This window comes from Methyloversatilis discipulorum (genome assembly GCF_000385375.1).
In the GTDB taxonomy this organism is placed as follows: domain Bacteria; phylum Pseudomonadota; class Gammaproteobacteria; order Burkholderiales; family Rhodocyclaceae; genus Methyloversatilis; species Methyloversatilis discipulorum_A.
In genome coordinates this window covers 4,053,489-4,075,587 of the sequence record NZ_ARVV01000001.1, presented here as the reverse complement: position 1 = coordinate 4,075,587, position 22,099 = coordinate 4,053,489, and the positions used below count along the sequence as shown (strand labels likewise).

At 66.7% G+C, this 22,099-nt stretch carries 17 protein-coding genes; 12 read left to right on the top strand and 5 right to left on the bottom strand.

The genetic code is table 11. The annotated features are described in order from the left end of the window. The first annotated feature begins 48 nt into the window (after window positions 1-48). From dnaE to METRZ18153_RS0118910, 3 genes are all read left to right on the top strand, one after another. Entirely contained in the window at window positions 49-3,567 is a 3,519-nt protein-coding gene (dnaE, locus tag METRZ18153_RS0118920) for a DNA polymerase III subunit alpha (protein ID WP_020166215.1), read from the top strand. Between the two features lie 494 nt (window positions 3,568-4,061). Beyond that, entirely contained in the window at window positions 4,062-4,547 is a 486-nt protein-coding gene (locus METRZ18153_RS0118915) for a WbuC family cupin fold metalloprotein (RefSeq protein WP_020166214.1), read from the top strand. Between the two features lie 127 nt (window positions 4,548-4,674). Then, window positions 4,675-5,403, top strand: a complete 729-nt coding sequence (locus METRZ18153_RS0118910; RefSeq protein WP_232416092.1) for a response regulator transcription factor — start codon at window positions 4,675-4,677, stop codon at window positions 5,401-5,403. A gap of 63 nt (window positions 5,404-5,466) precedes the next feature. On the opposite strand, the gene mscL is transcribed toward METRZ18153_RS0118910, so the two are convergent. Next, window positions 5,467-5,895 carry a large conductance mechanosensitive channel protein MscL gene (gene mscL / locus METRZ18153_RS0118905; protein ID WP_020166213.1) on the bottom strand — a complete coding sequence of 143 codons (429 nt, stop codon included), beginning with the start codon at window positions 5,893-5,895 and terminating at the stop codon, window positions 5,467-5,469. A gap of 295 nt (window positions 5,896-6,190) precedes the next feature. On the opposite strand from mscL, the gene METRZ18153_RS0118900 reads away from it, so the two are divergent. Further along, the gene (locus METRZ18153_RS0118900; RefSeq protein ID WP_020166212.1) at window positions 6,191-8,419 is read left to right on the top strand and encodes an AsmA family protein; all 2,229 of its coding nucleotides are present in this window, start codon (window positions 6,191-6,193) and stop codon (window positions 8,417-8,419) included. A 37-nt stretch (window positions 8,420-8,456) separates the two neighbouring features. Here METRZ18153_RS0118900 and METRZ18153_RS0118895 read toward each other — a convergent pair whose 3' ends face one another. After that, a complete protein-coding gene (locus METRZ18153_RS0118895; protein ID WP_020166211.1) occupies window positions 8,457-8,876 on the bottom strand; it encodes a GlcG/HbpS family heme-binding protein in 420 nt (139 codons plus the stop codon). Window positions 8,877-9,173: 297 nt separating this feature from the next. Between METRZ18153_RS0118895 and METRZ18153_RS0118890 the strand changes: the two genes are divergently transcribed. Beyond that, window positions 9,174-9,995 (top strand): formate/nitrite transporter family protein, encoded by an 822-nt coding sequence (locus METRZ18153_RS0118890; protein ID WP_020166210.1) that lies wholly within the window; start codon window positions 9,174-9,176, stop codon window positions 9,993-9,995. Between the two features lie 80 nt (window positions 9,996-10,075). Here METRZ18153_RS0118890 and METRZ18153_RS0118885 read toward each other — a convergent pair whose 3' ends face one another. The 3 genes from METRZ18153_RS0118885 to fabI are packed head-to-tail and all read right to left on the bottom strand — an operon-like array spanning window position 10,076 to window position 13,516. Next, a complete protein-coding gene (locus METRZ18153_RS0118885) occupies window positions 10,076-11,260 on the bottom strand; it encodes an acetate/propionate family kinase (RefSeq protein ID WP_020166209.1) in 1,185 nt (394 codons plus the stop codon). A 15-nt stretch (window positions 11,261-11,275) separates the two neighbouring features. Next, entirely contained in the window at window positions 11,276-12,718 is a 1,443-nt protein-coding gene (locus tag METRZ18153_RS0118880) for a bifunctional enoyl-CoA hydratase/phosphate acetyltransferase (RefSeq protein ID WP_020166208.1), read from the bottom strand. Between the two features lie 24 nt (window positions 12,719-12,742). Beyond that, window positions 12,743-13,516: an enoyl-ACP reductase FabI gene (gene fabI / locus METRZ18153_RS0118875; RefSeq protein ID WP_020166207.1), complete on the bottom strand. Its 774-nt coding sequence runs from the start codon at window positions 13,514-13,516 to the stop codon at window positions 12,743-12,745. Window positions 13,517-13,959: 443 nt separating this feature from the next. Between fabI and METRZ18153_RS0118870 the strand changes: the two genes are divergently transcribed. The 7 genes from METRZ18153_RS0118870 to METRZ18153_RS0118840 all read left to right on the top strand — a co-directional run bounded on the left by METRZ18153_RS0118870 (window position 13,960) and on the right by METRZ18153_RS0118840 (window position 22,072). Beyond that, on the top strand, window positions 13,960-14,214 hold the full coding sequence (locus tag METRZ18153_RS0118870; RefSeq protein WP_019916323.1) for a DUF4212 domain-containing protein: 255 nt from the start codon (window positions 13,960-13,962) through the stop codon (window positions 14,212-14,214). Between the two features lie 4 nt (window positions 14,215-14,218). Beyond that, complete coding sequence (locus METRZ18153_RS0118865) at window positions 14,219-16,024, top strand: sodium:solute symporter family protein (protein WP_020166206.1); 1,806 nt, start codon at window positions 14,219-14,221, stop codon at window positions 16,022-16,024. Between the two features lie 148 nt (window positions 16,025-16,172). Beyond that, entirely contained in the window at window positions 16,173-16,526 is a 354-nt protein-coding gene (locus METRZ18153_RS0118860) for a hypothetical protein (RefSeq protein ID WP_020166205.1), read from the top strand. Window positions 16,527-16,537: 11 nt separating this feature from the next. Next, window positions 16,538-16,735, top strand: coding sequence for a hypothetical protein (locus tag METRZ18153_RS0118855; protein ID WP_019916326.1), 198 nt, complete (start codon window positions 16,538-16,540; stop codon window positions 16,733-16,735). A gap of 2 nt (window positions 16,736-16,737) precedes the next feature. Further along, on the top strand, window positions 16,738-19,536 hold the full coding sequence (locus METRZ18153_RS0118850) for a sensor histidine kinase (RefSeq protein WP_020166204.1): 2,799 nt from the start codon (window positions 16,738-16,740) through the stop codon (window positions 19,534-19,536). After that, window positions 19,533-19,898 carry a response regulator transcription factor gene (locus tag METRZ18153_RS0118845; RefSeq protein ID WP_020166203.1) on the top strand — a complete coding sequence of 122 codons (366 nt, stop codon included), beginning with the start codon at window positions 19,533-19,535 and terminating at the stop codon, window positions 19,896-19,898. The genes METRZ18153_RS0118850 and METRZ18153_RS0118845 overlap by 4 nt, the downstream gene beginning before the upstream one ends. Next, window positions 19,895-22,072 (top strand): 3'-5' exonuclease, encoded by a 2,178-nt coding sequence (locus tag METRZ18153_RS0118840; RefSeq protein WP_020166202.1) that lies wholly within the window; start codon window positions 19,895-19,897, stop codon window positions 22,070-22,072. Before METRZ18153_RS0118845 ends, METRZ18153_RS0118840 begins: the two co-directional genes overlap by 4 nt. Window positions 22,073-22,099: the final 27 nt, after the last annotated feature.

Here is a 22,099-nt window from a genome sequence, read left to right as displayed (position 1 = left end):
GTCGCACCCGCGGTCGTTACGTTCGGCGTGGCCGAGTAAAATCGCCGGATGAGCTCCGACAGCACCACCCTCTCCCCGGCCGCCGAGGCCCCCCCACCTTTCGTCCACCTGCGCATCCACAGCGAGTACTCGGTGGTCGACGGCATCGTCACCGTTGACGCTGCGGTCAAGGCCGCCGCGAAGGACGGCATGCCGGCCATCGCCATTTCCGATCTCGCCAACGTGTTCGGCCTGGTCAAGCTGTACAAGGCGGCGCGCGGCAAGGGCGTGAAGCCGATCTGCGCGGTCGATGTCTATGTCAGCAACGACGCCGAGCGCGACAAGCCGCATCGCCTGCTGCTGCTGGCGCGCAACCGCGAGGGCTACGGCACGCTGTGCCGGCTGCTCACCCGCGCCTACCTGGAGAACAAGTACCGCGGCCGCGCCGAACTGCGCCGCGAGTGGCTGGAGCGCGACGGCGAAGGCACGGCCGGTCTGATCGCGCTGTCGGGCGGCATGCTGGGCGACGTCGGCATGGCGCTGCTGGCCGGCAATATGGATTCGGCTCGCCGCGCGGCGGCCGAATGGCTGCGGCTGTTCGACGGCGACTTCCATATCGAGCTGCAGCGCGCCGGCCACCCGAACACCGAAACCTATATCGCCGACGCCTGCGCGCTGGCGTCCGAAATGGACATTCCGGTGGTGGCGACGCACCCGGTGCAGTTCATGTCGCCGGACGACTTCAAGGCGCACGAGGCGCGCGTCTGCATCGCCCAGGGCTATGTGCTGAGCGACAAGCGCCGGCCGCGTGATTTCACCGAGCAGCAGTACTTCAAGACCTCGGCCGAAATGGCCGAGCTGTTCGCCGACATTCCGGAGGCGCTGCACAACGCGGTCGAGCTGGCGCGACGCTGCAACCTGACGCTGACGCTGGGCAAGAACTACCTGCCGCAGTTCCCGACGCCGCCCGGCATGACCATCGACGACTTCATGATCGCCGAGGCAAAGGAAGGCCTGGAGAAGCGTCTGGCCCAGCTCTATCCGGACGAGACGGTGCGCGAACAGAAGCGGCCGGAATACGAGGCGCGGCTCAAGTTCGAGTGCGACACCATCATCCAGATGGGCTTCCCGGGCTACTTCCTGATCGTGGCCGACTTCATCAACTGGGCGAAGAAGAACGGCGTGCCGGTCGGTCCGGGCCGCGGCTCCGGCGCCGGTTCGCTGGTCGCATACTCGCTCGGCATCACCGACCTCGATCCGCTTGCCTACGCGCTGCTGTTCGAGCGCTTCCTGAATCCGGAGCGGGTGTCTATGCCCGACTTCGACGTGGACTTCTGCCAGGACAACCGCTGGAAGGTGATCGAGTACGTGCGCCAGAAGTATGGCGCAGACGCGGTGAGCCAGATCGCCACCTACGGCACGATGGCGTCGCGCGCGGTCATCCGCGACGTCGGCCGCGTGCTCGACATGGGCTACAACTTCTGCGACCAGCTGTCGAAGCTGATTCCGGTGGTGCAGAACAAGCCGCTGTCGCTGGCCGAGGCGCGCGAACAGGCGCCGCAGCTGGCCGAGCGCGAACAGGCGGAAGAGGAGGTGCGCGAACTGCTGCGCCTGGCCGAACCGCTGGAAGGCCTGACCCGCGGCGTCGGCATGCACGCCGGCGGCGTGCTGATCGCGCCGGGCAAGCTGACCGACTTCTGCCCGCTCTACCAGCAGGACGGCGACGACGCCTCGCCGGTGAGCCAGTTCGACAAGGACGACGTCGAAGCCATCGGTCTGGTGAAGTTCGACTTTCTCGGCCTGCGCAACCTGACGATTATCGAACTGGCGGTCGATTACATCGAGCGCATGACCGGCGAGAGGCCGGACCTGCTGAGCCTGCCCTTCACCGACCCGGCCGCCTATCAGATCCTGAAGGACGCGAACACCACCGCCATCTTCCAGCTTGAATCCGAGGGCATGAAGAAGCTGCTCGGCAAGCTCGCGCCGGACCGCTTCGAAGACATCATCGCCGTGCTGGCGCTGTACCGCCCGGGCCCGCTCGGCTCGGGCATGGTGGATGACTTCATCCTGCGCAAGAAGGGCCAGCAGGCGATCGACTATTTCCACCCGGACCTGGAAGCCTGCCTGTCGCCGACCTACGGCGTCATCGTGTACCAGGAACAGGTGATGCAGATTTCGCAGATCATCGGCGGCTATACGCTCGGTGGTGCGGACATGCTGCGCCGGGCCATGGGCAAGAAGAAGCCCGAGGAAATGGCCAAGCACCGGGAGACCATCGCCGCCGGTGCGAAGGAGAAGGGCTACGACCCGGCACTGGCCGAACAGCTGTTCGACCTGATGACCAAGTTCGCGGAGTACGGCTTCAACAAGTCGCACACCGCCGCCTATGCCGTCGTCACCTACCACACCGCCTGGCTGAAGGCCCACCACTGCGCCGCCTTCATGGCCGCGTCGCTGTCGTCCGACATGGACAACACCGACACGGTGAACATTTTCTACCTGGACGCGAAGAAGAACCGTCTCACCATCCTGCCGCCGGACGTGAACCAGTCCGAATACCGCTTCGTGCCGGTGTCGCGCAGCGAAATCCGCTACGGCTTGGGCGCGGTCAAGGGCACCGGCGAACAGGCGGTGAACTGCATCCTCGAAGCCCGCAAGTCGGGCGGGCCGTTCAAGGACATTTTCGACTTCTGCCTGCGCGTTGACCGCCGCATGGTGAACCGTCGCACCATCGAGGCGCTGATCCGCGCCGGTGCTTTCGACGCGACCATCGCCGGCACGCCGCACGACCGCAACACGCTGATGAGCAGCGTCGCGCTGGCGATGGAGGCGGCCGAACAGGCGGCGGCCAACGCGCATCAGGGTGGTCTGTTCGACGACGCCCCGAGCGGCACCGGCGCGCGCGCGCCGGAGTACGTGCAGGTCAAGCCGTGGAGCGAGCGCGAAAAGCTGGCCAACGAGAAGCAGGCGCTCGGCTTCTACCTGTCCGGCCACCCCTACAACAGCTACGCGCAGGAGTTTTCGCGCTTCGCCCGGCGCAAGCTGGCGCAGCTTGAGTCTTCGCGTGACCCGACCGTGGTGGCGGGGCTGGTCGTCAGCTCGCGCGTGCAGATGACGCGTCGCGGCAAGATGGCCTTCGTCGCGCTCGACGACGGTACGGCGCAGATCGAGGTGTCGGTATTCAACGAGCTGTACGAAGCGTCGCGCAACAAGCTGCGCGAGGACGAGGTGCTGGTGGTCGAGGGCCGGGCGCAGTTCGACGAGTACTCGAACTCGATGCGCGTCGTCGCCGACAGCCTGCTCAGCGCCGGCGAGGCGCGGGCCCGCTTCGCGCGCCGGCTCGAACTGAAGCTGAACGGCGAAGTGGCGACGCTCGGCGCGCACGCCGCCTGCGCCCGGCTGCGCAGCCTGCTCGAACCCTTCCGTACCGAAAGCGGTTGCGCGGTCCGCCTGCACTACCGCAGCAACGACGCCGTCGCGCCGCTCGATTTCGGTGATCCGTGGCGGGTCAGGCTAGACGACGCGCTGTTCGACGGTCTGCGCGACTGGCTGCCGGCCGACGCGGTATCGGTGGCGTACGCATGAGCGCCCTCGCCCGGCCGCCCGAAGAAGGCGCTCGTCCTCCCTCGGGGAGGTGGTCGCGCAGTGACCGGAGGATCGTGGCATGAGCGCCCTCGCCCGGCCGCCCGAAGAAGGCGCTCGTCCTCCCTCGGGGAGGTGGTCGCGCAGTGACCGGAGGATCGTGGCATGAGCGCCCTCGCCCGGCCGCCCGAAGAAGGCGCTCGTCCTCCCTCGGGGAGGTGGTCGCGCAGTGACCGGAGGATCGTGGCATGAGCGCCCTCGCCCGGCCGCCCGAAGAGGGCGCTCGTCCTCCCTCGGGGAGGTGGTCACGCAGTGACCGGAGGATCGTGGCATGAGCGCCCTCGCCCGGCCGCCCGAAGAAGGCGCTCGTCCTCCCTCGGGGAGGTGGTCGCGCAGTGACCGGAGGATCGTGGCATGAGCGCCCTCGCCCGGCCGCCCGAAGAGGGCGCTCGTCCTCCCTCGGGGAGGTGGTCACGCAGTGACCGGAGGGTCGTGGCATGAGCGCGCGCTGGCTGGACCGGGCACTGCTCGACACCGTGGTTGCCGAGGCGCAGCGCAGTCCGCGCCGGCGGATGAACCGCAACTTCCATCCACACGACGATCACCCGGCGCACCGCCTGCTCAATGCCATCGAACCCGACAGCTATGTCAGACCCCACCGACATCTCGATCCGCTGAAGGATGAAACCATCCTCTGCGTGAAGGGTCGATTGGGCTGCATCCTTTTCGACGACAGCGGTGCGGTGCAGGAAACCTGCGTGCTGGCGCCCGATGGCGAGCGCTTCGGCGTCGATATCGCGCACGGTCAGTTTCACAGTCTGGTGGCACTCGAACCCGGTTCTGTCATGTTCGAGGCGAAAGCCGGCCCCTACCGCGCGCTGACCGAGGCCGAATTCGCGTCCTGGGCACCGGCCGATGGTGAGCCGGCGCGGCGCTGGCTGGACTGGATGCTCGGTCTGTTCGATGGCGAACGGATGCGCTGACCCGCACACTGGGGCATACTGCCTTACAGGCCGGAGGTCACGAAATTACACAGTCACCCTTCAGTCCGCGTTGCGCGTGCCGTGAACGCTTTCTGAACCGGTTATTTCCTACGGATACAGAATCGCCGTGCAGACCGCCCGAATAGCATTGCTCGAAGACGACCCGGTACAGGTCGAAATCCTTGGCAGCTGGCTGCGTGCCGCCGGCCATGACATTCACACCTTCATGCGCTCGCGCGACCTGATGCGCGAAGCCGTGCGGGAAAGTTACGACCTGCTGCTGATCGACTGGGAACTGCCCGATCTGCCGGGCGCCGACGTGTTGCGCTGGCTGCGCAACGAGCGCGGGCTGACGACCCCGGTCATCTTCGTCACCGCCCGGCAGGACGAGAACGACATCGTGACTGCGCTGGCAGCGGGCGCCGACGACTACATCGTCAAGCCGGCGCGACGCATGGAACTGCTCACCCGGATCGAAGCCGTGCTGCGGCGCAGCCGCCCGCCGGCCGACCAGCCGGTGATCGATGCCGCGCCCTACCAGTTCGACATGAATTCGCACACCGCCCGCCTCAACGGCGAGGTGATAGATCTGACCGAGCGCGAGTTCGAACTGGCCGTCTTCCTGTTCCGCAACGTCGGCCGCCTGGTATCGCGCGGTCATCTGCTCGAATCGCTGTGGGGCCGCAAGGGCGACGTGCCGACGCGCACCGTCGATACCCACATGTCGCGCGTGCGCTCCAAGCTCGCGCTGCGGCCGGAAAATGGCTACCGCCTCGCCTCCACCTACAACTATGGTTACCGGCTTGAACGCGTGGCCGACGACGGCAAGCGGGCGGAAGAACAGCCGGCTGCCTGAGATGTCGGCACACCAATGAAAAAGGAGCCTCACGGCTCCTTTTTTCTTTTCCGCCGCCGCCGCTTACTTCTGCAGCGAATCGCGGATCTGGCGCAGCAGCACGACCTCTTCCGGCGGCTCGGGCGGCGCCGCAGGTGCGGCAGGCTCTTCGCGCTTCAGCCGGTTGATCTGCTTCACCATGATGAAGATGATGAAGGCAAGGATGACGAAATTCAGCGCGACGGTGAGGAAGCTGCCCCAGGCGAACACCGGCACGCCAGCCTTCTTCAGGTCGGCCAGCGTTTCCGGCACGCCCGGCGGGATGTCCTTCAGCACGATGAAGAACTGGCTGAAATCGAGGCCGCCGAACAGCGCACCGACGATGGGCATGATCAGGTCGCCGACGACGGAGTCGACGATCTTGCCGAAGGCTGCGCCGATGATGACGCCGACCGCCAGGTCGACCACATTGCCCTTCATGGCGAAGGCTTTGAATTCGGACATGAAGCTCATGCGGTTCTCCTCTTTCGGTGGGGATGTCTGACGTATGCAGCCAGCGCGAAGATAGCACAGGCGACTGTGTGCGCTGCGCCCAGGCCGGCGCGCAGGCTTCTCTGTTACGCTCGCGGACCATCGTGCTCATCGAGTGTCCGGTCGGGCGCTGTCATCCTGAACGGTCGCCACTGCGGCCGCGGTTCGCCGTTACCTGATTCGTCTGCCATGTCCTTGCGAGTGCCCGCCCGGCGGCGGGCGCCGCGACGTGCCGGAGGTCGGCGAGCCCGGTCCGCCTGTTTCGCATGGAGAAGGCATGAAAGTACTGAAATACGCAGCATTCGCGCTGGGCGGTATTGCAGCGCTGCTGGCCGCCGTCGTGCTCTACGTCGCGATCACCTTCGATGCGGCGAAGCTCAAGGACGAACTGAAGCGTGTCGTGCAGGAGCAGAAGCAGCGCACGCTGGACATCGAAGGCGACGTCGATCTGTCCTTCTACCCCAATCTCGGTCTCCGTCTGGGGCGCACCACGCTGTCCGAGCACAGCAGTGCCGAACGTTTCGCACAGGTCGACGCGGCGCGCGTGTCGGTCGCAGTGATGCCGCTGCTGTCGGGCTCACTGGTGGTGGACGAGATCCGCATCGAAGGTGCCTACATCCAGATCACGCGGCACAAGGACGGCAGTTTCAACTTCAGTGACCTGCTGTCCGACGACAGCGACGACAGTTCGCCGGTCAGGTTCGACGTCGCCGGACTGAAGCTGTCGCGCTCGGCGCTGGCCTTCCGCGACGAGGCCTCGGGCGCCGCGCACCAGCTGGAAGAGATCGAACTGTCGCTCGGCAAGCTGGCCAATGCAGCGCGCGGCAAACTCGATCTGGCGGCGCACCTCAAGTCCACGCAGCCGGCCATCGACAGCCGCATCGTGCTGGCCGCCACCTACGACTACGATCTGCCGGCGCAGCGTTACGCGCTCGACGATCTGAGCGTGAGAGTCGATGGCGAGGCGCTCGATCTGCAGGCGCTGAAGGCGACGCTGGGTGCGTCCCGCATTGCGCTGGCGGGCGAAGGACAGCTGGAGCTGCAGAAGCTGCAGCTCGATGCCGTGGCGACCCGCGATGGCGAGGCGCTGAGCGCCAAGCTGTCGGCGCCGGCAGTGCAGCTGGCGGACGGCGCATTGCGCGGCGGCGACGTCAGCGTCAGCGCGCGGCTCGAATCGAAGGCGCGCGCCGCGGATCTGGCGCTGCAGTTCAAGGGGCTGGAGGGCAGCGCGGAGGAGGTCAAGGCCAGCGGTCTGGTGCTGAATGTTGATGCGCGGATGAACGACGCTACCGTCAAGGCCTCGCTGCAGACGCCGCTGAACGTGCGTATCGATGGCCCGGCCATCGATCTGCCGGCGCTGGACGGCACCGTCGATGTCGCTCACCCGGCGTTGCCGATGAAGACCGTGAAGCTGCCGGTCAAGGGTGCGCTGCAGGCCGACGTCGGCAAGCAGACCGCGGCGCTCGACCTCGCCACCCGGCTCGACGACAGCCAGATCAAGCTGAAGCTTGGCGCCACACGGCTCGACCCGCTGGCGCTGAATTTCGATGTCGACATCGACCGTCTCAATGTCGACCGCTACCTGCCGCCAGCGAAGGCGGATGCAAAGCCGGCCGGCAATGCGGACGACACGCCGGTCGATCTGTCGGCGCTGCGCGACCTCAACGCCAGCGGCAGCGTCAAGGTGGGCGAACTGCAGGTGTCCGGCGTGCGGATGACGAATGTGCGGCTGACCGTGAAGGCCGCCAATGGCAAGGTCGATGTCGCACCGCTGTCGGCGGCGCTCTACCGCGGCACGGCCAGCGGTGCGCTGAGCCTGAACGCGGAGGGCAATCGCATTGCACTGAAGCAGACCCTGGCCGATATCGACATCCATCCGCTGTTGAAGGACGCGGCGGACAAGGATCTGCTGGAAGGTCGCGGCAACGTGTCGCTAGACCTGGTGACGGCCGGTGGCACGGTCGGTGCGCTGAAGAAGGCGCTCGACGGCAGCGCCTCGCTGAAGCTGCGCGACGGCGCGATCCGCGGCATCAATCTGGCGAAAAGCCTGCGCGAGGCGAAGGCGGCGCTGGGCGGTGGCGCGGCGGCGCAGAAGGCGAACGCGACCGAAAAGACCGATTTCTCGGAAATGAGCGCCAGCTTCCGCATCAAGGACGGCATCGCACGCAACGACGACCTGACGGCCAGCTCGCCCTTCCTGCGTCTGGCCGGTGCCGGCACCATCGACCTGCCGAAGTCCAGTCTCGACTACCTTGCGAAGGTGACGCTCGCCGCAACCAGCAAGGGCCAGGACGGCAAGTCAGCGGCCGAGCTCAGGGGCGTCACCGTGCCGGTGCGCCTGTACGGACCGTTCGCCAGCCTGGACTACAAGATCGAGTTCGGCGACCTGGTCAAGGACGCTGCGCGCGCCAAGGTCGAGGAACAGACGCAGAAGCTGCAGGAGAAGGCGAAGGAGAAGGTCGAGCAGCAGGTCGGCGACAAGCTGAAGGGCCTGCTCGGGCGCTGACCCCCGGCCGCGAGGCCAGCCGGTCAGCGCGCGGCGTTCAGAGCGGAATTTCCCAGCTGGCGCCGATGGCGGCGATGCCGGCTCGGGCGACGATGGCGTCCTCGCTCGACTTGACGCCGGACACGCCGACGCCGCCGACGCATTCGCCATTGACGATGATCATTTCGCCGCCTTCCAGCGGCAGTACCGGCATGCGCAGCGCCGCCAGACGGCCGCTGTTCACGACGTCCTCGATCGCCTTGCTCGGCTTGCGCGCCAGCGCGCAGGTGCGGGCCTTCTCGGGGGCGATCTGGGTGCTCATCGGCGGCGCGCCGTCGAGGCGCTGCAGCCACATCAGGTTGCCGCCGTCGTCGACGATGGCAATGGTGACCGGCCAGTTGCGTTTCAGTGCTTCGGCCTCGGCGGCGGCAGCGATCTGCTTCGCGTCGTCGAGCGTGAGGGTGAGGCGGCTCTTCATTCGGTTGTCTCCGTCAGGTTCTTGGGCTGACGAGGAATCCCGGTGCGTGCGCACGCGGTACTGCGATTCCCCGGCGACGCTTGGCCGTGACGGGTGGTCCGGCGGGGCGCAGGCGCGGAAGGTTGTTCGCGCGCACTGTGCGTCAGGCTGATTCGGCTGGAGGGTGTTCCGCTCGCGGTACAGACGGGCTGTCCGCGACTGCCGGCTCTACCGGCAGCAAGGACCACATCCTACACTGTCGGCTGCCCGCAGGAGACGGGTCAGAACGCACAGAGAACAACAGAGAGGAGCATCCGCATGGCCAGCAATCTGGGTATCGATCTGTACTCGCCGAAGGAGATCGCGGAAAAGGTCGAGAACATCGGCGTCGTCAAGGCCAATCTGCCGCTGCGCACGATGGCCATGCTGGGCATCCTGGCCGGCGCCTTCATCAGCTTCGGCGCGCTCTATTTCACGCTGGTCGCCAGCGATGCGTCGCTCGGCTTCGCGCTGACCCGGGTGCTCGGCGGGCTGGCGTTCTCGCTCGGTCTGATACTGGTGGCGGTGGCCGGTGCCGAACTGTTCACCGGCAACAACTTCCTGGTCATGGCCTGGGCCGAGGGGCGCATTCCGTTCAGCCTGCTCGCGCGCAACTGGGCCATCGTCTATGTGACGAACGCGGTCGGCGCGCTGGGCATGGTGGCGCTGGTGATGCTGTCGCACCATACCGACATGAATGGTGGCGCGGTGGCCGAAGCCTATGTGAAGGTGGCGGCCGGCAAGACCGCCAGTTCCTTCACCACCGTGTTCATGAAGGGCGTCCTGTGCAATGCGCTGGTCTGCCTCGCCGTATGGCTGGCCACCGCCGGGCGCAGCGTGACCGACAAGGTGCTGGCCATCATCTTCCCGGTGTCGGCCTTCGTCGCCGCCGGTTTCGAGCACTGCATCGCCAATATGTATTTCATCCCGATGGGGATGCTGCTGCATGCCGGCGGCGTTGTGCCGGCGGGCGTCGATCTGTCGGGCCTGAACCTGGCGGGCATGCTGTCCAACCTGCTGGCCGCGACGCTGGGCAATATCGTCGGCGGCAGCATCCTGGTGGCCGGCGTCTACTACGTCACCTTCCGCCAGCGCGGCTGAGCGCCCCCAGACCTGCCGCTTCGCGTCAGGCCCCCCGAGGGGGGCAAGAAAACTCGGGAGCGGCCCAGCGTTTTCTTGAGTCAGCGCGCCGCGATCAGCGCGGCGGCCGCCTGTGCGGCGACGCGGCCTTCGTCGGTCGGCACGACCCACACCTCGATGCCGCTGCCGTCGCTGTCGATGCGCTGTACCGCGTCGCCGGTGGCGGCGGCGTTGCGCGCACCGTCCACGCGCACGCCCATCCAGCCGAGCGCGGCGCACACGTCGGCACGCAGCGTCGCGTCGTGTTCGCCGATGCCGCCACTGAAGGCGATCAGGTCGAGGCCGCCGATGCAGGCGGCCATCGCGCCGGCCTCCCGCACGATGCGGTAGGTGAACAGTTCGACCGCCTCGCGCGCCGCTGCGCCGGCGTCGGCGCGCAGCCGTCGCATGTCGGCCGAGATGCCGGATACGCCGAGCAGCCCGCTCTGCCGGTACAGCAGTGACTGCAGCCGGTCGTGGTCCCAGCCCTGTTCCATCAGATAGAGCAGTACGCCGGCGTCGAGCGTGCCGCTGCGTGTGCCCATCATCAGGCCGTCCAGCGCGGAGAAGCCCATGGTGGTGGCCTGGCTGCGGCCGTCGACGGCGGCGCACAGGCTGGCGCCGTTGCCGAGGTGGGCCATCAGTACGCGGCCGCTCGCGCGCGGCGAGTGCCGCTGCAGCGTGCCCATGATGTACTGGTAGGACAGGCCGTGAAAGCCGTAGCGGCGCACGCCATCGTCGTGCATCGCGCGCGGCAGCGCGAAGCGGCTCGCGACCTCCGGCAGGTCGGCGTGGAAGGCGGTGTCGAAGCAGGCGATCTGCGGCAGCGTCGGGAAGGCTTCGCGGAAGGCGCGGATGCCCGCGACATTGTGCGGCTGGTGCAGCGGCGCCAGTGAATCGAGCCGGCTCAGGCGCGCGAGGATGTCGTCGGTGACGATGATGCTGTCGCGGAAGTCGCGGCCGCCATGGACGACGCGGTGCGACACCGCGTCGATGGCCGGGATGCCGGTTTCGCTGTCCAGCAGTTCGCGCAGCCCCTCCAGTGCGGCGGCGAAGGGCGCGGCACTGGCTTCAAGCGAACGCCGGCCGCGGCGACCGTTCAGTGTCCAGCCCATGTCCGGCGTGCCGCCGGGCTCCAGACCCTGGATGCTGCCGGTCAGCAGACTGGCCTGCACCTCGCCGTCGCGCAGCGGGTGAATGGAGAACTTCAGCGTGGATGAGCCGGCGTTGACGGACAGGATGGCCATCGGTGTGGGTCCGGCTCAGTGCTGAGACCACGCTTCGCGCGGGTGGTCGCGGCGTGCGTTGTGGGCGGCGAGCAGTGCCAGCAGCGCCGAGGCGACGCGGGTCATCGGTCCGTCGGCGCGGCTGGTCAGCGCGATCGGCACACGGGCGCCGAGCACCAGACCCGAACCGCTGGCGCCGCCGAGGTATTCCAGCTGCTTGGCCAGCATGTTGCCGCTTTCCAGATCCGGCACCGCGAGGATGTCGGCGTCGCCGGCGACCGGCGACTGGATGTGCTTCACCTGTGCCGCGCGCGCGGAGATGGCGTTGTCGAAAGCGAGCGGACCGTCGAGCAGGCCGCCGGTGATCTGTCCGCGATCGGCCATCTTGCACAGCGCGGCCGCGTCCAGCGTCGACGGGATGTTCGGATTGACCGTTTCGACCGCCGACAGCACGGCGACCTTGGGCTGCTTCACGCCGAGGATGCGCGCGAAGTCGATCGCGTTCTGCACGATGTCGACCTTCTCTATCAGCGACGGCCGGATGTTCAGCGCGGCGTCGGTGATCAGCAGCGGCTTGCTGTACAGCGGCACGTCGAAGCGGAACACGTGCGACATGCGGCGGCCGGTGCGCAGCGCCGGACGGGACAGCACGGCGTGAATCATCTCGTCGGTGTGCAGGCTGCCCTTCATCAGGATGTCGACCTCGCCGGCGGCCGCCATGTCGGCAGCCTTGTCTGCTGCCGCGTGGCTGTGCGGTACGCCGACGATCTCGGCGGCATTGAGGTCGATCCCTGCTTCGGCGGCGAGGTGGCGGATGCGCGCTTCCGGCCCGATCAGCACCGGAATGATCAGGCCGTGGCGGGCGGAGTCCATCGCGCCGCTCAGCGACTCGACGTCACACGGGTGCACCACGCCGCAGCGCACTGGCGGAATGCCGTCACCGAGAGCCAGCAGTTCGCGGAAGCGCGCTTCCGGATCGAACAGCCGGATCTGCGGTGCGCGCACGTGCTCCAGCCGTACCTTCTGCGTCGGCGCCAGCACGCGCGCGGTGCCGTGCAGCACACGGTCGCCTTTCTGGTTCACCACCTGGCAATCCAGTTCGACCCGCTTCTTCGCGTCGTCCTTGCCGGTGACGGTGGCGGTCACCGCCAGCGTGTCGCCGATGCGCACCGGCTTGGTGAAATGCAGCACCTGTTCGAGATAGATGGTGCCGGGGCCCGGGAACTGGGTGCCCAGCAGCGCCGAGATCAGCGCGCCGCCCCACATGCCATGCGCAATCACGCCGTGGAACAGCGTTTCCTCGGCATATGCCGGGTTCATGTGGGCCGGGTTGGTATCGCCGGACACCGCGGCGAAGGCCTGGATGTCGGCCAGCGTCAGCGTGCGCAGCAGGCGGGCGCTCTGGCCTATCGTCAGTTCGTCGTAGGTGATGTTCTCGATCCACTCGGGAGTCGTCGTGTCGTGCTGTGCGGTGTCCATGCGTGGGCCCTGTCGGAAGGCTGTTCAGTCGACGGCGTGATAGCCGGCATCGACGTAGAGGGTCTGCCCGGTCATGCCGGAGGCGGCGTCCGAGCACAGGAAGGTGGTCAGTCCGGCAATTTCCTCCAGCGTGACCAGACGCCCCAGCGGCGACTTGCGGATGGCGCTGTCCATCAGTTCGTCGAAGGACGCGATGCCCGAGGCGGCGCGCGTCAGGATAGGGCCGGGCGATACGGCATGAACGCGGATGCCGGCCGGGCCGAGTTCCATCGCCATGTAGCGCACCATCGATTCCAGCGCGGCCTTGACCGGCCCCATCAGGCCGTAGTTCGGCACCGCCTCGTCGGCGCCGAGATAGGACATCGTGACCAGGCTGCCGCCGGCGCTCATGTGCGGCGCACACAGGCGGGCCAGCGCGGCGAAGCTGTGGCAGGAAATGTCCATCGCGCGCGCGAATCCGGCGCTCGAACTGTCGATCACGCGGCCGTGCAGGTCTTCCAGCGGCGCCCAGGCGATCGAGTGGATGACGAAATCGAGCCGGCCCAGATGGGCGATCGCGGCGGCGACCAGTGTTTCCAGGTCGCCGTCCTTCTCGACGTCGCAGGTGAACAGTGGCGAGGCGAGCTGATCGGCCAGCGGCGCAACGTAATGCGCCGCCTTGTCGTTGAGGCAGGACAGCACCAGATCGGCGCCCTGGGCACGGGCCGCCTGCGCGCAGCCCCAGGCGATGCTGCGATCGTTGGCAAGACCAACGACGAGGCCTTTCTTGCCGGACAGCGGAGGGGTGTAAGCGGTCATGAGATTGCCGGAAAAGGTTCGGATGGACGGGGAAACATTACGCGTCGAATCTTACGGAGTTCCTGTTGCACCGCACATGACTTCGGACAAGTGCGCGCGCGGTCGTTCCGTCGGTACGCCGGAGATCTTCGCTGCTGCACGGTCGCCGTCGCGTCGCCACATCGATAACGGCGGCCTGCCTGAAGGGCAGAGGGCTGCCTTGATGACGTGCGTATTCAGGGGCGTATTCGAGCGGTGGCGCGGAACCCAGCGCCGACGCGGCTCGCAGGTTGCGGTGCACAAAAAATAAGCGGCGGTGAGCGGTGCGTTTATAAGCTTGCCGTAAGGTTCGCTCCCTAGCATCCGCCACGCTGCACTCAAGGCGCCCGGGCGCGGGGCTGCCGGATACCCTCCGGCAGGCTGGATAAACCGGGTTGTTAATAAACACAGGAGGAGGAGTACCCATGGACAGTAACAGCCAAGGCTACTGGAAAGCCACGCTGGGACTGCTGACCAGGATCCTGATCATCTGGTTCGCAGTCTCGTTCGGCGCAGGCATCCTGTTCGCTGACGCACTCAACGGCATCCACCTGGGCGGCTACCCGCTCGGCTTCTGGTTCGCCCAACAGGGTTCGATCTACATCTTCATCGCGCTGATCTTCTACTACGCGAAAAAGATGGGTGACATCGACCGCCAGTTCGACGTTCACGAGGATTGATCACATGGACCTTCAAACAACCATCTACATCGTTGTCGGTCTGAGCTTCGCGCTCTACATCGGCATCGCCATCTGGGCGCGTGCCGGTTCGACCAGCGAGTTCTACGCCGCCGGCGGCAGCGTGCATCCGATCACCAACGGCATGGCAACGGCCGCCGACTGGATGTCGGCTGCGTCCTTCATCTCGATGGCCGGCCTGATTTCCAACATGGGTTACGGCGGCGGCCTGTTCCTGATGGGCTGGACCGGCGGATACGTGCTGCTGGCCATGCTGCTGGCACCGTACCTGCGCAAGTTCGGCAAGTTCACCGTGCCGCAGTTCATCGGCGACCGCTTCTACTCGAAGTCGGCGTCGACCGTCGCGGTGATCTGCCTGCTGACCGCGTCGACCACCTACATCATCGGTCAGATGACCGGCGTCGGTGTGGCGTTCTCGCGCTTCCTGAACGTGTCCAGCGACACCGGCATCTACGTTGGCCAGGCCATCGTGTTCCTGTATGCGGTGTTCGGCGGCATGAAGGGCATCACCTACACCCAGGTGGCGCAGTACATCGTGCTCATCCTGGCCTACACCATCCCGGCCATCTTCATTTCGCTGCAGTTCACCGGCAACCCGCTCCCGCAACTGGGTCTGGGCAGCACGCTGAGCGGCACCGACGTGTCGCTGCTGGCCAAGCTCGACCAGGTCGTGACCGAACTGGGCTTCGGCAAGTACACGACGACCACGGCGGGCTCGACGCTCAACATGTTCGTCTACACGCTGTCGCTGATGATCGGTACCGCCGGTCTGCCGCACGTGATCATGCGCTTCTTCACCGTTCCGACGGTCAAGGACGCACGTTCGTCGGCTGGCTGGGCGCTGGTGTTCATCGCCATCCTCTACACGACCGCTCCGGCCGTGGCCGCGATGGCCAAGATGAACCTGCACGGCACGGTCAACACCGCGGTGAAGACCAACGGCGACCTGTACGCCGTCGAGTCCAGCATCAAGAACGAAGACCGTCCGGACTGGATGAAGCGCTGGGAAAAGACCGGTCTTCTGAAGTGGGAAGACAAGAACGGCGACGGCCGCATCCAGTACTACGACGACAAGACCAAGAGCGACGAAGCGAAGGCCAAGGCCGAAGCCGCGGGCTGGAAGGGCAACGAGCTGACGGTGAACGCCGACATCATCGTGCTGGCCAACCCGGAAATCGCGCTGCTGCCGAACTGGGTGATCGCGCTGGTGGCTGCCGGTGGTCTGGCTGCCGCACTGTCGACCGCTGCCGGTCTGCTGATGGCGATCTCGTCCGCCGTGTCGCATGACCTGGTCAAGGGCGTGTTCAACCCGAACATCAGCGAGAAGGGCGAGCTGCTGGCGGGCAAGATCGCCATGGCGGTGGCCATCGTGATTTCGGGCTATCTCGGCCTGAATCCGCCGGGCTTCGCGGCAGGTACCGTGGCGCTGGCCTTCGGTATCGCGGCGTCGTCGCTGTTCCCGGCCATCATGATGGGCATCTTCTCGAAGAAGATGAACAAGGAAGGCGCCATCGCCGGCATGCTGGCGGGTCTCGCGGTCACGCTGTTCTACGTGTTCGCGCACAAGGGCATCTTCTTCATCAAGGGCACGGACTTCGTCGACATGATCGGTGGCGCGAACTCCTTCTTCGGCATCACGCCGGAAGCCTTCGGTGCGGTCGGTGCGCTGGTGAACTTCATCGTCGCCTTCCTGGTCGACAAGGTGACCAAGGAGCCGCCGGAGCACATCCAGCACATGGTCGAATCCGTGCGCATCCCGCGCGGTTCGAAGGTGGTGGACGGCGCTCACTGAGTTCCGGCCGAAGCCGAGCAGGACACCGTCGCGGCCCTGCCGCGCCGGTGGTTTAATGAGAGGCCCTGCCAGCCGTTCTGGCGGGGCCTTTTCACTGATACACCCGTCGTGCCGTTGCGCGCGGCAGAGGCGGGGGAGGAGACACAGCATGGTGTTCGACATCGGCGTCGCAATGACGTGGATACTTTTTCTCGCGCTGTTCCCGATCGCCTTCTTCTGGCTGCGCCGCTGCTGGCGCATCCTGGTCAAGCGGGATTTTTCCGAGGTCGCGCTCAAGCGCGGCGAACCGCCGCCCGACGCGGCCCGCTGGGCGCCCTACGAGCTGACGATCAATGGCATAGGCGGCATCGTCATCCTGTTCGTGATCGGCGGCGTGGTCACCGGCACGCTGAGCTATGACCAATGGAGCGCGATCGCCGGCACGACGATCTGGTGCAAGTTCTTCACCAGCTTCGCGCTGGGCCGGCACGCCCACATGAACGCGACCAAGAAGGCCGCCTGAGTCGCACGGCGATGAACACGCCCATCCGCTCGCAGCGGCTGATCGGGCTGTTCGCCGCGGCCCTGCTGCTGTTCAATTTTCCGCTGCTGGCGCTGTGGGACAGGCACGCGCTGCTGTTCGGCCTGCCGCTGTTCCCGACCGCGCTGTTCCTGGTGTGGGGCGCGCTGATCGCGCTGCTCGCACTGGTGATCGAGCGCACGGAGCGCTAGCCGTGCTGTCCGCACCGCTGCTGGTCGGTGCCTCCTTCACCTACCTGCTGCTGCTGTTCGCGGTCGCATGGTACGGCGACCACCGCGCGCAACAGGGACGCTCGGTCATCGACAACGCCTGGGTGTATGCCGCCTCGATGGCGGTCTATTGCACCGCATGGACCTACTTCGGCAGCGTCGGCCGCGCGTCGACCTCAGGCGTGTGGTTCCTGCCCATCTATCTTGGTCCGACGCTGGCGATGATTCTGGCCTGGATGGTGGTGCGCAAGATGATCCGCATCGCGCGCAGCTACCGCATCACGTCGATCGCCGACTTCGTCGCCAGCCGCTACGGTAAAAGTCCGACGCTGGCCGGACTGGTGACGCTGATCACCGTGGTCGGCATCGTTCCCTACATTGCGCTGCAGCTGAAGGCCATCGCCAGCGGCTACGCGGTGATGACCACGGTGCCGGGCGAGGCGGTTGGCAGTCCGTCCGACTGGTGGCGCGACAGCACGCTCTACGTCGCGCTCGCGCTGGCAGGTTTCACCATGGTGTTCGGCACCCGCCACCTCGACACCACCGAACGTCACGAAGGCATGGTGGCGGCCATCGCCTTCGAATCGGTGGTCAAACTGATCGCCTTCATCGCCGTCGGCAGCTTCGTCTGCTGGTCGCTGTTCGATGGCCCGGCCGACCTGTTCGGGCGCGCACTCGACAACCCCGACCTCGCGCCGCTGCTCGGTCTGGAGCAGCAGGGCCGCCCCTTCGCCTACGAACAGTGGTTCGCGCTGACCGTGCTGTCGATGCTGTCGGTCGTGTTCCTGCCGCGCCAGTTCCAGGTGATGGTCGTCGAGAACGTGAACGAGCGCCACCTGCGCCGCGCAGTGTGGGTGTTCCCGCTCTATCTGCTGCTGATCAATGTGTTCGTGCTGCCGATCGCGCTCGGCGGCCTGCTGCACTTCGGCGCCGGCAACATGAATGCCGAAAGCTTCGTGCTGTCGCTGCCGCTCGACCGCGGCTGGCACGCGCTTGCGCTGTTCGCCTTCATCGGCGGCCTGTCGGCGGCGACCGGCATGGTCATCGTCGAAACGATCGCGGTGTCGACCATGGTGTGCAACGACCTGGTGATGCCGCTGCTGCTGCGCACCCGTCGTTTCGGCGCCCGCGCCGCCGGCGACCTCACCGGCATCCTGCTCGGCATCCGGCGCGCGGCCATAGTCGGCGTCATGCTGCTCGGCTACATCTACTTCCACGTCGCCGGCGAGGCCTACGCGCTGGTCAGCATCGGCCTGATCAGTTTCGCCGCGGTGGCGCAGTTCGCGCCGGCCGCGCTCGGTGGCATGTACTGGAAGGGCGGCACCCGCGGTGGTGCGCTCGCCGGGCTCAGCGCGGGCTTCGCGCTGTGGGCATGGACGCTGATGCTGCCGTCCATCGCCAAGTCCGGCTGGATGGATGCCGCCTTCATCGCGCACGGTCCGTGGGGCATCGAGTTGCTGAAGCCGGAACAGCTGTTCGGCCTGGCCGGTCTCGACAACCTGACGCATTCGCTGTTCTGGAGCCTGCTCGCCAATATCGGCGCCTACGTCGGTGTGTCGCTGTGGCGCACGCCGTCGGCGGCGGAAACCAGCCAAGCGCTGCTGTTCGTCGACGTGTTCGAACGGACCGAAGGCAGCCGGCCGGTGTTCTGGCGCGGGCGCGCCCAGGTTGCCGACCTGTTGCCGCTGGTCGCGCGCTTTCTGGGCGCTGCGCGCGCGCAGAAGCTGTTCGAGGACTATGCCGCCGGCAGCGGTGTAGCCGGTGTAGCGCAGATCAAGCCGGACGCGCGGCTGGTGCAGTTCGTCGAAACCCAGCTCGCCGGCGCCATCGGCAGCGCGTCGGCACGCGTCATGGTGGCGTCGGTGGTGGAGGAGGAGGCGCTGGACCTCGACGACGTGATGCGCATCCTCGATGAGGCGTCGCAGCTGCGCGCCTATTCGCACGCGCTGGAGGAGAAGTCGCAATCGCTGGAGCGTGCCACCGCTGAACTGCGCGCGGCCAACGAACAGCTCAAAAGCCTGGACAGGTTGAAGGACGACTTCATGTCCTCGGTCACGCACGAACTGCGCACGCCGCTGACCTCGATCCGCGCGCTGTCCGAGCTGATGGTGGACGACCCGCAGATGGACAGTGCGCAGCGCCAGCACTTTCTTGGCATCGTGGTGGCCGAGACCGAGCGCCTGAGCCGCCTGGTCAATCAGGTGCTGGACATGGCCAAGATCGAATCCGGTCACGCCGAATGGCACACCGCCGACGTCGATTTGCGGGCGCTGGTGGTGAAGGCGATCGAAACGACGCACGAAGTGTTCCGCGAGCGCGGAGCCGAAGTGACGCTGGATGCGCCGCCCGCCGTCCCGACGCTGCGCGCCGACCCCGATCGGCTCACCCAGGTGCTGCTGAACCTGCTGTCCAATGCCGCCAAGTTCGTGCCGCGTGGCAGCGGTCGCATCCACGTGCGCATGCGCAGCGACGACAGCGGCATCACGGTCGAGGTGCGCGACAACGGCCCCGGTGTGCCGGCGGCCGAGCACGCGCTGGTGTTCGAGAAATTCCGCCAGGGCGGCGACGGTGTGAACCGGCCGCAAGGCACCGGACTCGGCCTGCCGATCAGCCGACAGATCGTCGAGCATTTCGGCGGCAGAATGTGGCTGGAATCTGATGCAGGCCAAGGCGCCTGCTTCGCTTTCCATCTACCGTGGCAGACAGAAGAGGGCCGTAAGGCACCCGCCAATCCGACCGCAAACCCCGTGCAGGGCGGACAGCAAGGAGGAGCTCCCCAGTGAGCAGCAAGATACTGATTGCCGACGACGAGCCGAATATCCTCGTCTCGCTCGAATTCCTGATGAAGCGCGAAGGCTTCGACGTCAGCGTGGCGCGCGACGGCGTCGAGGCGCTGGCCGCCATACGCGAACAGCAGCCCGAACTGGTTCTGCTCGACGTCATGATGCCGGGCAAGACCGGCTTCGAGGTGTGCCAGGAAGTGCGTGCCGACGACGCGCTGCGCGCGGTGCGCATCCTGATGCTCACTGCTAAGGGTCGCGACACCGACGTCGCCAAGGGTCTCGCGCTCGGCGCCGACGCCTACATGACCAAACCCTTCTCCACGCGGGAACTGGTGCAGAAGGTGCGCGAGATGCTCGGATGAATCCAAACCGCCGTCCCGATCGCCGCTTCTGGCAGGTGCTGGCGGCGCTGGCCGGCCTGCTGCTGCTGTGGGCGGTGGTGACCTGTCTGCTGTTGCTGTCCACGCTGGATGCTGCCGAACGCGACACCGTGCTGTCGCTGCTCGGCGGGCGCATGCCGCTGGCGCTGATGACGCTGCTGTTCGTGCTGATGCTGGCCGCGGCCGGGCTGAACCAGCTGTACCGCCGCTACATCGTCGCGCCGGCGCGACTGGTGGACGAGGCGCGCATCGTGCTCGGCACCGATGCCGAGCGCACACTGACACCGCAGGGCGACGCCGAGAACCGCGCGCTGGCCGACGTCATCGCCGGCTTTGTCGAACAGCGCGCGCGGCTGCGCGCCGACATCGCCGAACAGGTGCGCGCCGCCAGCCGTAACGTCGAACAGGAACGCAGCCGGCTCGCCGCGCTGATGTCGGAACTGACGCAGTCGGTCGTCGTGTGCAATCTCGACGGTCGCATCCTGCTCTACAACAATCGCGCGCGGCTGCAGTTCCGTGCGCTGTCCGACGCGCCGCGTCTGGCCGACGGCGCCGAACTGATCGGCCTCGGCCGCTCGATCTACACCGTGTTCGACCGCAAGCTGGTCGCTCATGCGCTGGAGAACATCGGCCAGCGCATGCAGCGCGGCGTTGCCAGCCCGTCGGCGCAGTTCGTCACCACCACGCGTGCCGGCCAGCTGCTGCGCGCGCAGATGACGCCGGTGCGCAGCGGCGACGACGGCGACAGTGCGATCAGCGGTTTCGTGCTGATGCTGGACAACATCACGCGTGACTTCGAGGAGGATTCGGAGCGCGACCGCCTGCTGCTCGGGCTGACCGAAGGCAGTCGCGCCTCGCTCGCCAATATGCAGGCAGCCATCGACATGCTGGACTACCCCGACCTCGAACCGGCCATGCGCGAGCGCTTTCACGGCGTCATCCGCGACGAGGTCGGCGCGATGAGCCGGCGCATCCGCGATCTGGCCGACGAGGCGACGCGCGGTCTGAAGGCGCGCTGGCCGCTGGAGGACATGCTGGGCGCCGATCTGCTGTCGGCGGCAATGCGCCGCATCGAGGCGTTGAAGGGCCCGCGCGTGCAGCTGGACGACATCGACACGACGCTGTGGCTCAAGGTCGACAGCTTTTCGCTGCTGCAGGCGCTGGCCTGCCTGGCCGAGCGGCTGGCCGACGAGTACGACATCCGCGTCGTCATGCTCAGGCTGGCCGCCGCACCGCAAGACAATCGCGCCCACCTCGACCTGATCTGGCAGGGCCAGACCATGAGCACCGAAACCGTCATGAGCTGGCAGATGGACGCGATGACGGCCGGCGGCGAGCGCTCGCCGCTGTCAGTGCGCGACGTGGTCGAACGGCATGGCGGAGAGTTCTGGCTGGAGCGCGAGCGGGTGCGCCATCGTGCCTTCTTCCGCTTCCTGCTGCCGCTGGCCAGCGAGCGCGAACAGCTTGACGTCGCCACTTTCGTTCCACAGGGCAGCCGGCCCGAGTACTACGACTTCGACCTGTTCCGCGCCACCGAGTCGAGCCGCGAACTGGCCGATCGGCCGCTGACCGAACTGGCCTACACCGTGTTCGACACCGAAACCACCGGCCTGAACCCGGGCGAGGGCGACGAAATCATCCAGATCGGCGCCGCCCGCGTGGTCAACGGCAAGCTGCTGCGGCAGGAAAGTTTCGAACAGCTGGTGGATCCGCAGCGCGGCATTCCGGCGGCATCGATCCCGATTCACGGCATCACGCCTGACATGGTGGCCGGTCAGCCGACGATAGACCGCGTGCTGCCCGCCTTCCACACCTTCGCCCAGGACACCGTGCTGGTCGCCCACAACGCCGCCTTCGACATGCGTTTCCTGCAACTGAAGGAGGCCCGCACCGGCGTGCGTTTCGAGCAGCCGGTGCTCGACACGCTGCTGCTGTCGGCGCTGGTGCACCCGAACCAGGAGTCGCATCGGCTGGAAGCCATTGCCGAACGTTTCAACATCACCGTGATCGGCCGCCACACCGCGCTCGGCGACGCCATCGTCACCGCCGAAGTGTTCCTGAAGCTGATACCGCTGCTCGCCGAGAAGGGCATCCACACGCTGGGGCAGGCGATGGAAGCGGCGCAGGAAACGTATTACGCGCGGATCAGGTACTGATCATTCAGGCGATGCAGGACCTCGACA